The following is a 13,640-nucleotide window of genomic DNA, read 5'->3' as shown; positions in this document are numbered from 1 at the left end:
TCCTAACCTGCCATAGGCGACGGGCGGGCCCGGCGAAGACGCCGGACCCGCCCTGTGAAGAAATCAGCCTGGTGCCTCAGCCGTGTTCAGCCGTGCCGGCCACGGTCGAGGCAACCGCTCCGCCTCAGCTGAGGCGGGCGCCCGTGGCAGCCGAGAAGACGTGCGTCTGGCCCGGCTTGATGGCGACGTTGATGACCTCGCCCTTCATGGGCACGTCGCGCGGGTGGATGCGGACGATGACCTGGTCCGAGTCGCCGGCCGACAGCTCGCCCGCGGCGTCGCCCTTGAGCGAGCCGTAGAGGAACGCGTCGGAGCCGAGCTCCTCGACGAGGTTGGTCTCGACCTGAAGCGAGCCCGGGGTGCCGGCGGGCACGACGTCGAGCGACTCGGGGCGGAAGCCCACGGTCACCTTGCCGCCGTCGGCCTCGGTCAGCGCGCCGACGATCGAGCGCTCCAGCGGGATCTGGGCCGAGCCGACGAGGGCGGCACCGTCCTTGACCTCGAAGGTGCCGATGTTCATGGCCGGCGAGCCGATGAAGCCGGCGACGAACACGTTGGCCGGGGTGTCGTACATCTCGCGCGGCGTACCGACCTGCTGGAGCAGACCGGACTTGAGCACGGCGATGCGGTCACCCATGGTGAGCGCCTCGGTCTGGTCGTGCGTGACGTAGACCGTGGTGACGCCCAGGCGGCGCTGGAGCGAGGCGATCTGCGTGCGGGTCTGCACACGGAGCTTGGCGTCGAGGTTCGACAGCGGCTCGTCCATGAGGAACACCTGCGGCTGGCGCACGATGGCGCGGCCCATGGCGACACGCTGACGTTGACCACCCGAGAGAGCCTTGGGCTTGCGGTCGAGGTACTCGGTCAGGTCGAGGATCTTCGCAGCCTCTTCGACGCGCTGACGGATCTCGGCCTTGGGGGTGCCGGCGATCTTGAGCGCGAAGCCCATGTTGTCCGCGACGGACATGTGCGGGTACAGCGCGTAGTTCTGGAACACCATCGCGATGTCGCGGTCCTTCGGCTGGACGTCCGTGACGTCGCGGTCGCCGATGAGGATGCGGCCGCCGTTGACGTCCTCAAGACCCGCGAGCATGCGCAGGGAGGTCGACTTGCCGCAGCCCGAGGGGCCGACGAGAACGAGGAACTCGCCGTCCTCGATGTGCAGGTTGAGCTGGTCGACGGCCGGGCGCTCGGTGCCCGGGTAGACGCGGGTCGCGTGGTCGAAAGTGACCGTAGCCATGTTGTGGTTCCCTCCACCGGCAGGTACGTGCCGGACGATCCGTTGTGGTCGGGTGCCGGATGATTGCGGCGCGTTGGCACGCCGTCCGCATCTCCTTTGACACATCTTGAGTTGTCGACGTCGCTCGCGGTTGCTTGCTCCGTGCGTCGAGACGACACCGTCACCGTCACCTCGCGGGTGACGGTGTGAGCCTACCTTGTCGGGACCGTTTCGTGGCCGTGAGGATCGTCATGCGCCGGTCAAGGGTTCACCAGAGCGCCACGCGGTGGCGTCGGCGAGCCGAGCGAGCGCCGCCGCGAGCGCGTCGGCGTCGGCGACACGGTGCGCGGCGGTCGTCGCACCCTCGCCCACCTTGACCGCGACATCACCCGCGCCGAGCGCACGGAACGCGTGCTCGTCGGTCGTGTCGTCACCCGCGTAGAGCACATGAACGGGGCGCGTGCCGCCGTCGCCCTCCCGCGCGACGACGTCGCGCAGCCGGGCCAGCGCCGTCCCCTTGTCCGCCGCAAGGACGGCGACCTCGACGACGTCCTTGCCGTGCATCGCCTCCAGCCCGAGGCGGGCGACGATCTCGCGGGCCCGCGCCGTCGCCGCGGCCGCCGCGGCAGGCTCCGCCAGGCGCGTGTGCAGCACGGCCGCCGAGGGCTTGTGCTGGACCCACGCGCCCTCGGTCTGGGCCGCGATGTCCTCCAGGCCGGCGGCCACCGCGGCGAGCGCCGCGGACTGCTCGGGCGTCAGGTCGACAGGCATGGCCTCGATCGTGCCGTCCGGGCGCACATGACCCGTCTCGGCGCCGTGGCTGCCCACCAGGTAGGTGCCGGCCGGGGGCCGTGCGCGCTCGGCCAGGTCGGCCAGGTCACGCCCCGAGACCAGCGCGAGACGCAGGCGCGTGCCGGGCAGCGCGGCAAGCCGGTCGACGGCGGCGCGAGCCGCGGGCGTCATCGCCGACGCCGTCGGGTCGTCGACCAGCGGGGCCAGCGTGCCGTCGAAGTCGAGACCGACGAGCACCGCGGCGCCGTCGGCGGTCGCGAGCGCGTCGAGCGCGTGCACGAGCGATGCGGACACCCCGCCCCCGACGGAGGGCGCGGGTGCCGGGGCGTGCGGCGACGTGCGGCGGGGCATCGCCTGGAGCACGCCGAGGAAGGTGTGCGACCACTTGGCGACGTCGTCGGCGATGACCTTGCGGCGCAGGCGGCGCATGCGGCGGCGTTGCTCGCGCGCGGTCATGCGGGCCGCGGTGACGATGGCGTCCTTGGTGCCCTCGATGTCGTGCGGGTTGATGAGCACGGGGCCCGCGCCCAGCTCGTCGGCGGCGCCCGTGAACTCCGAGAGCACCAGCACGCCCTGTTCGTCGGAGCGGGCCGCGATGTACTCCTTGGCCACGAGGTTCATGCCGTCGCGCAGGCTGGTGACCAGCATGACGTCGGCCGCGAGGTACAGCGCCGCCATCTCCTCGGGCGGGTAGGAATGGTGCAGGTAGTGGATCGCCGAGTGGCCCAGCTCGCCGAACTCGCCGTTGATGCGGCCCACCAGCACCTCGACCTGCTGGCGCAGCTCCTGGTAGGCGCCCACGTTCTCGCGGCTCGGGCTGGCCACCTGCACGAGCGTCGTGCGCGCGGCGTCGATGCGGCCGTCGCCGAGCAGCTCGCCGTACGCCTTGATGCGGTGGCGGATGCCCTTCGTGTAGTCGAGGCGGTCGACGCCCAGCATGACGACGTCGGGGTCGCCGAGCTCGGCGCGGATCTCCTTGGCGCGCGTCTGCACCTCGGGCGTGCGGGCCAGGGCGTCGAAGCGCGTGGCGTCGATCGAGATCGGGAACGCGCCCGCACGCACGTGGCGAGCCGCCGTGCCGCTCTGCCGCCCGCGGCCCTCGTCCATCGTGACGATCGGGCCGCGCGTCGTGTAGTCCGTCAGGCGGCGCACCGCGCGGATGAAGTTGGAGGCGTCCCCGCCGCGCTGGAAGCCGACCAGGTCCGCGCCCAGCAGGCCCTCGACGATCTGCCGCCGCCACGGCAGCTGCTGGAACAGCTCGACCGGCGGGAACGGGATGTGGTCGAAGAAGCCGATGCGCAGGTCCGGGCGCAGCTCGCGCAGCAACCGCGGTACGAGCTGGAGCTGGTAGTCGTGGACCCACACCACGGCACCGTCGGCGGCCTGCGCTGCCGCGGCCTCCGCGAATCGCTGGTTGACGCGGCGGTACGCGTCCCACCACTGGCGGTGGTAGGCGGGTGTCGAGACGACGTCGTGGTACAGCGGCCACAGCGTGTCGTTGCTGAAGCCCTCGTAGTACCGCTCGATCTCGGACTCGCTCAGCGTGACCGGAACCAGCCGCATGCCGTCCGCGTCGAACGGGTCCGACGCCAGGTCGGGCGCGCCCGACCAGCCGACCCATGCGCCGTCCGCGTGCTGCATGACCGGCTCGAGCGCGGTGACCAGACCACCCGGCGACCGCTGCCAGTCGACACCCCCGCCAGGACGCACGGAGAAGTCCACGGGCAGCCGGTTGGCGACGACGACGAGGTCGTACCGATCATGTCGGCCGGTCTGTTCTTTGCCGGTCAATGGGAATCCTCCCGGTGGTGCTGGCAGTCGCTTGACGATCCACAACCTACTCGTGGGCACCGTTCGGGGCCGAACGAGCGGCTGAAGGTGTGCCGCGGCGCGGGCCCCGCACGCGCTCGGGCGTCCGGCGGCACCGCTCGCCGGACGGGTGCGCGGGCGCGCCGCCCGAGCGCGCGCCGCTGCGCCGACCGGCCACTACGGTGTCGCCATGGGTGACGCCGATGTCGAAGGGGCGACCGCCGGGAGCCCGGCGCGCGCGTCCGGACGCCTCCCCGCGGGAACCGAGCTCGGCGGCTACACGATCAGCGACCTTCTCGGGCGCGGCGCCATGGGCGCCGTCTACGAGGCCGTCGACGGCGGGGGCACCGCCGTCGCGCTCAAGGTGCTGCACGCGCACCTCGACCGCGACCCCGTCGCACGTGAACGCCTGCGCCGAGAGGTCACCGCGCTCCAGCGGCTGCGGCACCCCGCCGTCGCGCGCGTCCTCGACGCCGAGCTCGACGGCGAGGGCGCGTTCGTCGTCACCGAGCTCGTGCAGGGCCGCACGCTCGAGGCCGAGATCGACGACGGCGGCCCGCTCGACGCCGTCGACCTGTACGAGCTGGCCGACCAGCTCGCCGCTGCCCTCGAGGCCGTCCACCTCGCGGGCGTCGTCCACCGCGACCTCAAGCCGTCGAACGTCATGGTCACCGAGCACGGGCCCGTGCTCATCGACTTCGGCATCGCCCAAGCCCTCGGCGACACCGGGACGCCGGCCCCCACGCTGACCTCGCCCGGCTTCGTCATCGGCACTCCCGGATACCTCGCGCCCGAGCTGATCGACGGCGGCGCGCCCACCCCGGAGTCCGACTGGTGGAGCTGGGCGGCGCTGCTCGCCTTCGCCGCCACCGGCCGCTCGCCCTTCGGCGTGCGCCCCACCGACCTCGTGCTGCGCCGCTCGCGCGAGGGGCGCGCCGACCTGGTCGGCCTGCCCGCGCGCACCGCGCGCGCTCTCGCGGGCGCCCTCCAGGCCGACCCCGCCACGCGCTGGGGGCCGACGCAGGTCGCGCGCGCCCTGCGCCGCGACAGCGAGGACACCTCGACGGCGCGTGTCGCGTCCGCGATTCCCGCGGACGACGCCACCCAGCGCATCGCCGTCCACCCGGGCGCGCGTGACCAGCGAGACCCGACACGCGTCGTCGGGCCCGCGACGATGCTCGTCGGCAACCCCACCCAGCTCGTCCCGGAGGGTGCCGCTCCGGAGGTCGTTCCGGGAGTCGTGCCGGGGGCCGTCCACGACGGTCTCACGCGCGCGGTCCCGGTCGTGCCCGCGACGGTGCCCGCGGGCGAGGTGCGATACCAGCCCTACGAGGCGCTCGCAGGCGACGCGGGCGGCGACCTCGGCGACCTCGACGACTTCGGAGACCTCGACGACCGCGACGACCTCGGCCCCCTCGCCTCGTACGCGCGTCCCGTCCACCGGCGGCGCACGGGAACGGTCGCGGCGTTCCTCGCGCCCCTCGCCGTGCTCGCGGCCACACGACCGGGCGCGGCGTTCGCGGCGTTCGCCGTCCTCGTCGTCCTGTGCCGTGTCGCCGGCCACGGCGCGCGGTCGCTCGCCGACCGGCGCGAGCGCGGCGGTGGAAGACGCCGGTCCGACGCGTTCGTCGTCGCCGTCAAGCTGCCGTGGCATGCCGTGTCCGGCGTCGTCGGCTCCGTCCCCCAGCTCCTCGTCGGCGGCTGCCTGGGCGTGCTCGCCGTCGTGGCAGGGTTCTGGCTGTTCGGGCCGGGGCGAGTCATGCTGCTGCCGCGCACCGACATCGAGGCCCGGTCTGTCGGCGGGATGAACGCGACCGTCGTGTTCTGCGCGGTGCTCGCCTTCGCGATGGTGCTCGCGGCAGTCACGGCGTGGTTCGGGCCCGCCGGTGCGCTCGGTCGCGACGGGGCGCGCGTGCTGTTGCGGGGGCTCGCCCCAGGGTGGATCGGCGGCGCCGTGGCCGTGGTCGCGTGCCTGATCGGGGCGTGGATCCTCTCCGCGCCCCTGCTCGACCTGCCGCCGGTCATCCACTGGTGGCCGGTGTCGGGCCCGCCGCAGCTCTGACAGACGTCACACGCACGGTGGCGCCGTGCTGCGCCGTGCTGCGCCGTGGCCCGCCGAGCCTCCCGATTGCCGCAGGGCGACGGCTAGGCTGGCGGCGAGCCGCCGACGGGTGGCACGCATGCAGCCCGCATGCCTGGAGACGAAGGACTGCGATGTCGACGAACAGCCCGAACCAGAGCAAGGCGCAGCGCCGCGATGCCGCGCGCGCCCAGGCCCTGGCCCTGAAGAAGAAGCAGGAGGCGGCAGACCGCCGCGCCCGCCTCATCACCATGAGCGTGCTCGGCGTCGTCGTCGTCGCGCTCCTGGCGGTGGTCGTCTACCTGTTCGTCCAGGACAACAAGAACAAAGCCGCCGAAGCCGTCGACCAGATCCCGCTGAGCGAGGTCCAGGACGTGCCGTCCACCGCGCGTGCCGACGGCGGCATCGTCATCGCCGCCGACCGGTCCGCGGGCGGGACGGTCGACGCCGGCGTCCCCGAGGTGGGCATCTACTTCGACTACATGTGCCCGATCTGCGGGCAGTTCGAGCAGATCAACAAGGAAGCCCTCGAGGGCTTCCTCACGGACGGCACCGCCAACGTGGTGCTGTTCCCGGTCTCGATCCTCGACCGCCAGTCGAACGGCACCGCCTACTCGACGCGTGCCGCCTCGGCCGCCGCGTGGGTCGCCGACCGTGCACCCGCGAGCTTCCTCGCCTTCCACGAGGCGCTGTTCGCCAACGAGCCGGAAGAGCTGACGCCGGGCCTCACCAACGAGGAGATCGCCGACATCGCCCGGGACGCAGGCGTTCCCGACGACGTGGCAGCCGGGATCGCGTCGGGCCAGGCGCGGCAGACCTTCGGCCAGTGGGTCTTCTCGGCGTCCCGCGCCGCGAGTGACGACACGGCCCTGGCGAACCCGCAGACGAAAGGATTCGGAACGCCGACCATCACGATCGACGGAGTGCGCTGGGACGGCAACTGGACCGACCCGACGGCTCTGCCGCAGGCGGTCAAGGACGCGACGAAGTAGTGCCTCCGGCACCGACCTCCGCCCGGGCACCGGGCGGAGGTCGGTAGTCTGTACCCGCCCGGACACCGGGCGCGCCGCCTTAGCTCAGCTGGTAGAGCATTCGCCTTGTAAGCGTTGTGTCGCGGGTTCGAATCCCGCAGGCGGCTCCGAGAGGGCCGGTTCGTCTCCGCGCGAAGCCGACCGGCCCGCCCCTACGCGGACGGCGCGTCGTCCCCGGCGCGCCCGTCGGCGGGCCAGCGGATCGGCTGCGGCCACTTGGGCGCGCGGCCGTCGCCGCTCGAGGTGTGCGTGATGCGCCGCTTGACCCAGGGCACCACGTACTCGCGGGCCCATTCGGCGTCGGCCTTCGCCTTCTCCACGAACGGGGCGGGCGGCGGCGGAGCGAGCGGCTCGTCGTACGCGGCGTCGTCCGGCGCGAGATCGAGCGCCTCGAGCGCGGCGTTCATGACGCGGCGGTGCCCCTCGGACGTCAGGTGCAGCCTGTCGTCGGCCCACAGCCGAAGGTCGGCGAGGGAGCGCAGGCTCCACAGGTCGAGCACGTAGGCGCGATGCTTCCGGGCGATCGACCAGATGTTCGCGTTGTACACGCCGACGCGCCCGCGTGTGAAGCTCAGCGCCCCGCCGGCCTTGAAGCCGGCTCCGAGCAGCACGTCGGCGCCCGTCGCCCGGATCGTCACGACGGCGTCCTCCAGCGCCTGCGAGATGTCGTCGACGTCGACGCCGGGCCGCAGGATGTCGTTGCCGCCCCCCACCAGCGACACGAGGTCGGGCTCGGCCGCGAGCGCGACGGGCACCTGCTCGGCGACGATCGGACGCAGCAGCCGCCCACGGATCGCCAGGTTGGCGTACTCGAGCGGCTCAAGACCGGCCGCTTCGCGGCGGGCCGACAGCGCCTCGGCGAGCCGGTCGGCCCAGCCGCGCTGGACGTCGTCGGGCGTGCTGGTGGGGTACGGGTCCCACAGCCCTTCGGAGAACGAGTCGCCGACGGCGATGTAGCGCTCCCACCGGGGCGCTGCGACGTCGGCGTGGGCGGTGGGTGCCTTTCCTGGAGGGTGCTCGCTCACGCCGCGATTATGCCCCGCGACCAGGCCGTGGGCACAGGAGGTCCCTGAACCGACTCACGGCCTGTCGGATGTCAGGGCAGACGCCAGTCCACCGGGACCCCGCCCTGCTGCTCCAGCAACGCGTTGACCCGCGAGAACGGGCGGCTGCCGAAGAACCCGCGGTGCGCCGACAGCGGGCTCGGGTGGGCGCTCTCGATGCAGGGCACCGAGCCGAGCCAGGGTCGCAACGACGCCGCGTCGCGCCCCCACAGGATCACCGCGAGCGGGCCGCCACGCGCCACGAGCGCGCGGATCGCCGCTTCGGTCACGGCTTCCCAGCCCTTGCCCCGGTGCGACGCGGCCCGGCCGGGCTCGACCGTCAGCACCCTGTTGAGCAGCATCACACCCTGGTCGGCCCACGGCCGCAGGTCGCCGTTCGACGGGGGAGGGGCCCCCACGTCGGCCGTGAGCTCGGTGAAGATGTTGGCCAGCGAGCGCGGGACGGGCCGCACGTCCGGCTGGACCGAGAAGGACAGTCCCATGGGGTGCCCCGGGGTGGGGTACGGGTCCTGCCCCACGACCAGGACGCGCACCTGGGCGAACGGTCGGCGGAACGCGTGCAGCACGTCCCGCCCGGCGGGCAGGTACTGACGACCGGCGGCGAGCTCGGCGCGCAGGAAGGCGCCCATCGCGTGGATCTGCGGCTCGACGTCCGCGAGGGCGTGTGCCCACCCGGGGTCGATCACCTCGGCGAGCGGGCGGGTCTGCGTCGTCACGACGGCGAGGCTACCGGCTGCCGACGGTGGGCGGCCGTGCGCGCTCCGCGCACAGGCCGGTGAATGACATGGGTGTCGTTTGCGGCTTACGCTGAGCCGCATGAGCGAGACCGCGTTGCAGGTCACCCTGAAGGCCGCGTCGTCCGTGCCGACGGAGTCGACGGCGTCGTCCGCCGACGGCACGGCGCTGTCCGAGCGCGACCGGGAGATCCTCGCTTTCGAGCGTCAGTGGTGGAAGTACGCCGGCGCGAAGGAGCAGGCGGTGCGCGAGCTGTTCGACATGTCGGCGACGCGCTACTACCAGGTGCTCAACGCCCTCATCGACTCCCATGCGGCGCTCGAGGCGGACCCGATGCTCGTGAAACGGCTGCGGCGCCTGCGCGCGACGCGCCAGCGTGCGCGCTCGGCCCGCCGTCTCGGCGAGCACGGCGCCTGATCCGGGCCGCGGACGCGCGCGAGCCGCTACCCTGTCCGGCGTGAGCCGCACCCAGTACCCGTTCCCGCCGGACGAGTTCGACGTCCGAGGTCCCGACGACGCGCCCGTCGGCGTGCACCGGGCGCCCAGGACGCGCTGGAGCAGCGTGTGGCCGTTCCTGCTCGTCGCGGTCCTCGCCGTCGGGCTTGCCGTGGGCGGCGTCCTGTACCTGTCGCGCGACCCGGGCACCGGCGACGTCGCCGACGGCACCACGCAGGGCCCGTCGCAGGACGACGGCGCTCCCGCCGACGACACCACTGCCGATCCCGGCGGAGAGGCGACGGATCCTGCGTCCCCCGCCGGTGAGGAACCGACCGACGGCGAGCAGGGTGACGACGCGACACCTGGTGCGACAACGGACCCGGCATCAGACGTCACGGCACTGCTCCAGGCGGCCGACACGGGCGCGCTGGTGCGCGTGCTCAACGACGGTGGCCCCGCCGGCGAGGCGGGCCGTGGGCGCGACGCGCTCGCCGCGAAGGGTTTCACCAATCTGGAGGCGACCAACTACCCGGCCGGCGGCTCTGGCGTCACCGAGACCACGATCTGGTACGCGGCGAACCGCGGTGACACCGCGGCCGCGGTCGCGGCGATCCTCGGCGTCCCGAGCGACCACGTGGTCCAGCAGACCGTCCGCAGCGGCGACGTGGTGGTCGTCGTCAAGAGCGCGCTGACCCCGGTCGGCTGAGCGGGGCGGATCGGGCCGGTCCGTGACGGGCGAGCGAGCGGGTCGTGCCCCGATCGTGGCCTTTCGGTGCTTCCCCGCTGTGAGCCTGGCCACTAGGCTCGCGCTCACCCGGGGCCGGACGGCGCCCCGGGCTTTGGGGAAGCACAAGGAGAAGTTTCATGGCGCAGGGCACCGTCAAGTGGTTCAACGCTGAGAAGGGCTACGGGTTCATCACCCCGACCTCGGGCGGCCAGGATCTGTTCGTCCACTACAGCGCGATCCAGACGGACGGCTACCGCTCGCTCGACGAGGGGCAGCAGGTCGAGTTCGAGGTCGGTCAGGGCACCAAGGGCCCCCAGGCGGAGCAGGTCCGCCCCTCTGACAGGTCCGTGGCCGGGCCCCGCCACCGCCGTCGCGCGGGTCACGGCGGGGCCCGGCCGCTGCTCCGGCGCGACGGTGTCGTGTCGCGCCATGCGCGATGCGGGTTCGTCCACGGCTGAGCGTCTTGCACTCTCAAGGGTCGAGTGCCAATATGGCGTTAGCACTCTCCGGTGTCGAGTGACAGTGCGCGTGACCGGGTCCGTGCGGCGGGAAGCTCCGTCGTGTGGCCCGGTGCGACAGGCGCCGACCACGGAGGGTGAACCGATATCCGGCCGACAGGTGAGGCCTGCGCCCACGCGTGACCTGAACGCGTGGGAGCTTGCCGTCCGTCGCGGGCACCTCGCCGGCCACGCAATAGCCATCCAGCGGAGGACAAGTCCCCATGGCCAAGATCATTGCTTTCGACGAGGAGGCTCGTCGTGGCATGGAGCGCGGTCTCAACGCGCTCGCCGACACCGTCAAGGTGACCCTGGGCCCGAAGGGCCGCAACGTCGTGCTCGACAAGAAGTGGGGCGCCCCGACGATCACCAACGACGGCGTCTCCATCGCCAAGGAGATCGAGCTCGAGGACCCGTTCGAGAAGATCGGTGCCGAGCTCGTCAAGGAGGTCGCCAAGAAGACCGACGACGTCGCGGGCGACGGCACCACCACCGCCACCGTGCTCGCCCAGGCCCTGGTCAAGGAGGGCCTGCGCGTCGTCGCCGCCGGCGCCAACCCGATCGCCGTCAAGCGCGGCATCGAGAAGGCCGTCGAGGCCGTGACCGAGCAGCTGCTCATCGCCGCCAAGGAGATCGAGACCAAGGACGAGATCGCCGCCACGGCCGCCATCTCGGCCGGCGACCCGGCGATCGGCGAGCTCATCGCCGAGGCCCTCGACAAGGTCGGCAAGGAGGGCGTGATCACGGTCGAGGAGTCCAACTCCTTCGGCCTGGAGCTCGAGCTCACCGAGGGCATGCGCTTCGACAAGGGCTTCCTGGCCCGCTACTTCGAGACCGACCCGGAGCGTCAGGAGGCCGTCCTGGAGGACGCGTACGTCCTGCTCGTCGAGTCGAAGATCTCGAACGTCAAGGACATGCTGCCGATCCTCGACCAGGTCATGAAGCAGGGTCGCTCGCTGCTCATCATCGCCGAGGACGTCGAGGGCGAGGCCCTGGCCACCCTCGTGCTCAACAAGATCCGCGGCACCTTCAAGTCCGTCGCCGTCAAGGCCCCGGGCTTTGGCGACCGCCGCAAGGCCATGCTGCAGGACATCGCGATCCTGACCGGCGGCCAGGTCATCTCCGAGACGGTGGGCCTCAAGCTCGAGAACGCGACGCTCGACCTGCTCGGCCAGGCCCGCAAGGTCGTCGTCACCAAGGACGAGACCACGATCGTCGAGGGCTCCGGCGACGCCGACCTCATCGCCGGTCGCGTCAACCAGATCCGTAGCGAGATCGAGAAGTCGGACTCGGACTACGACCGCGAGAAGCTCCAGGAGCGCCTCGCCAAGCTGGCCGGCGGCGTCGCCGTCATCAAGGCCGGCGCGGCCACCGAGGTCGAGCTCAAGGAGCGCAAGCACCGCATCGAGGACGCCGTGCGCAACGCCAAGGCTGCCGTCGAGGAGGGCATCGTCGCCGGTGGTGGCGTGGCCCTCATCCAGGCCGGTGCCGCCGCGTTCGCCAAGCTCGAGCTCGAGGGCGACGAGGCGACGGGTGCCCAGATCGTGGCCGCCGCCATCTCGGCCCCGCTCAAGCAGATCGCCATCAACGCCGGTCTCGAGGGCGGCGTCGTGGCGGAGAAGGTCCGCGGTCTGCCGGTCAACCAGGGCCTCAACGCCGCGACCGGCGTGTACGAGGACCTGCTGGCCGCGGGCGTCAACGACCCGGTCAAGGTGACTCGCTCGGCGCTCCAGAACGCCGCGTCGATCGCCGCGCTGTTCCTCACCACCGAGGCCGTCGTGGCCGACAAGCCGGAGAAGGCCGCTGCGGCCCCGGCCGGTGGCGACATGGGCGGCATGGACTTCTGATCCACGCGCGCTGAACCACAACAGCGGCCCGCCGCTCCAGGACCTCTCCTGGGGCGGCGGGCCGCTGTCGTGTGCGCGGGGTTCAGCGGGTCGCGAAGAGCCGTGCCGCCTGCGACTCGGCGTCCGCGTAGGTGCGTGACGCCGCGGCCAGCGCCTGCTGGATCGCGTCGAGAGCCTGCTCGACCTGCGACTGCGCCGCGTGCCACTGCGACATCACGCCCGCGAAGGCCGTGGCCGCACCGCCGTGCCAGCTCGACTGGAGATCCTGCAGGTGGTGGACCATCGCGCCCACCTCGCCCCGGATGGCCCCCACCGAGCCGCTGACGGCCGCGCTCGCCTGCGCGACCCGCTCGCTGTCGACGTCGTACCGCATGTCCGTCTCCGTCCTGCGGGCGCAGCGGCCCGCCGTCGTGAAGCCCGGCCTCCCCGGGCACGACGACGGTAGGCCGGACCCCTGCCGCGGGCCCGCCTCTATCCACACCCTGTGGAAACGCGTCAACTCGGCAGTCCGTCGTCTCCTCGTGCGCTCGGGGGCACGAGCTGACGACGGACTGCCGAACTGACACTCAGGCGTCGACGGTGGGGGAGTCCTCTGGGGGAGGGTGGACTGCTCCTTGAGAAGGCGGGAGAGCTCGGCCTCGACGTTCTGGCGGGCCGGGTTCTCCCACGCGGCGCCCATCGGGCTGGAGTAGATCCTGCCGCGCTTGAGCAGGCGCTCCAGGATCCGGATGCGCGCGTGCAGGAAGTCGCTGCGCGGGATGTGCGCGTACTCGGCGCGCACGGCCGCCGCGTACACCTTGTAGTGCTGCGGCTCGATCGCGAGCATCGACAGGTCGGCGTCGTTGAGCACCTGCGCGTCGGTGTCCCCCGGGGCCGGCTGGTGGCGCAGGAGCGAGTCGACGAGCGCGGCCACGCGATCCGCGCCCGCAGCCGGGACGCCGAGCTGCGTCAGCTCCTTGCGGGCGAGCTCGGCGCTCGCCGGCGTCTGCTCGCCGCCCTTGAGCTCGTAGGTCGACTTGGTGTCGGAGGTGAAGACGGCGCCGTGGTACCAGGCGGCGAGCCGCACCAGGTCCGGGTCGTGCGTCTCCTGCGCGAGCTCGTCCACGCGGTGCAGCGTCGTCGCGAGGTGCTTGAGGTTGTGGAAGTGGCGGGCCTCGCCCGACCACCGTGCGACGAGGGACTCGGCGGCGTCGGCGAGCTCGTCGTCGGTGGCGGTGGCGCCCGCGCCGCGGGCGGCTCGGGCAAAGGAGGAACGGAACCACTGGGGTGCGTCAGACCAGTTGACGCCCATGACTATCAGACCTTCGGTCGGTGAGTACGGGGTGTCCTCGCGTCCAGCCTACGACCCCGTGGGGTGCGTACGGCAGGCCGGATGGCGACGACGCGTCATCGTAGCGGGGT

Annotated in this window: 10 protein-coding genes, 1 tRNA gene and 1 pseudogene; 7 read left to right on the top strand and 5 right to left on the bottom strand. The window is 72.5% G+C overall.

What is annotated here, in order from left to right:
- Positions 1 to 124: 124 nt before the first annotated feature.
- Together ET495_RS10720 and ET495_RS10715 are read right to left on the bottom strand one after the other, a co-directional pair.
- A complete protein-coding gene (locus tag ET495_RS10720) occupies positions 125 to 1,240 on the bottom strand; it encodes an ABC transporter ATP-binding protein (protein WP_129204804.1) in 1,116 nt (371 codons plus the stop codon).
- A gap of 228 nt (positions 1,241 to 1,468) precedes the next feature.
- The gene (locus ET495_RS10715; RefSeq protein WP_129204803.1) at positions 1,469 to 3,802 is read right to left on the bottom strand and encodes a bifunctional alpha,alpha-trehalose-phosphate synthase (UDP-forming)/trehalose-phosphatase; all 2,334 of its coding nucleotides are present in this window, start codon (positions 3,800 to 3,802) and stop codon (positions 1,469 to 1,471) included.
- A 208-nt stretch (positions 3,803 to 4,010) separates the two neighbouring features.
- Here ET495_RS10715 and ET495_RS10710 point away from each other — a divergent pair, with 208 nt between their 5' ends.
- From ET495_RS10710 to ET495_RS10700, 3 genes are all read left to right on the top strand, one after another.
- The gene (locus ET495_RS10710; RefSeq protein ID WP_129204802.1) at positions 4,011 to 5,882 is read left to right on the top strand and encodes a serine/threonine-protein kinase; all 1,872 of its coding nucleotides are present in this window, start codon (positions 4,011 to 4,013) and stop codon (positions 5,880 to 5,882) included.
- 152 nt (positions 5,883 to 6,034) lie between these two features.
- Positions 6,035 to 6,892, top strand: coding sequence for a DsbA family protein (locus ET495_RS10705; RefSeq protein WP_129204801.1), 858 nt, complete (start codon positions 6,035 to 6,037; stop codon positions 6,890 to 6,892).
- Positions 6,893 to 6,965: 73 nt separating this feature from the next.
- Positions 6,966 to 7,038: transfer RNA gene (locus ET495_RS10700), tRNA-Thr, on the top strand.
- Between the two features lie 45 nt (positions 7,039 to 7,083).
- On the opposite strand, the gene ET495_RS10695 is transcribed toward ET495_RS10700, so the two are convergent.
- Together ET495_RS10695 and ET495_RS10690 are read right to left on the bottom strand one after the other, a co-directional pair.
- Complete coding sequence (locus tag ET495_RS10695; protein ID WP_129204800.1) at positions 7,084 to 7,956, bottom strand: SGNH/GDSL hydrolase family protein; 873 nt, start codon at positions 7,954 to 7,956, stop codon at positions 7,084 to 7,086.
- Positions 7,957 to 8,027: 71 nt separating this feature from the next.
- Positions 8,028 to 8,711: a uracil-DNA glycosylase gene (locus ET495_RS10690; protein WP_245993027.1), complete on the bottom strand. Its 684-nt coding sequence runs from the start codon at positions 8,709 to 8,711 to the stop codon at positions 8,028 to 8,030.
- Positions 8,712 to 8,811: 100 nt separating this feature from the next.
- On the opposite strand from ET495_RS10690, the gene ET495_RS10685 reads away from it, so the two are divergent.
- The 4 genes and pseudogenes from ET495_RS10685 (at position 8,812) to groL (ending at position 12,239) form a co-directional block, all read left to right on the top strand.
- Positions 8,812 to 9,147, top strand: coding sequence for a DUF3263 domain-containing protein (locus tag ET495_RS10685; protein ID WP_129204798.1), 336 nt, complete (start codon positions 8,812 to 8,814; stop codon positions 9,145 to 9,147).
- 40 nt (positions 9,148 to 9,187) lie between these two features.
- Positions 9,188 to 9,874: a LytR C-terminal domain-containing protein gene (locus ET495_RS10680; RefSeq protein WP_162616442.1), complete on the top strand. Its 687-nt coding sequence runs from the start codon at positions 9,188 to 9,190 to the stop codon at positions 9,872 to 9,874.
- Between the two features lie 158 nt (positions 9,875 to 10,032).
- Positions 10,033 to 10,230, top strand: a pseudogene (locus tag ET495_RS10675) (cold-shock protein); the annotation flags it as partial.
- 386 nt (positions 10,231 to 10,616) lie between these two features.
- Positions 10,617 to 12,239: a chaperonin GroEL gene (gene groL, locus ET495_RS10670; protein ID WP_129204796.1), complete on the top strand. Its 1,623-nt coding sequence runs from the start codon at positions 10,617 to 10,619 to the stop codon at positions 12,237 to 12,239.
- An 82-nt stretch (positions 12,240 to 12,321) separates the two neighbouring features.
- Here the strand turns inward: groL and ET495_RS18755 are convergent, their stop codons facing one another.
- The gene (locus ET495_RS18755; protein WP_245993026.1) at positions 12,322 to 13,530 is read right to left on the bottom strand and encodes a WXG100 family type VII secretion target; all 1,209 of its coding nucleotides are present in this window, start codon (positions 13,528 to 13,530) and stop codon (positions 12,322 to 12,324) included.
- Between the last annotated feature and the right edge of the window lie 110 nt (positions 13,531 to 13,640).

Origin of the sequence: Xylanimonas allomyrinae (assembly GCF_004135345.1) — a bacterium.
Taxonomy (GTDB): domain Bacteria; phylum Actinomycetota; class Actinomycetes; order Actinomycetales; family Cellulomonadaceae; genus Xylanimonas; species Xylanimonas allomyrinae.
This window is presented reverse-complemented; position numbering and strand designations above follow the sequence as displayed.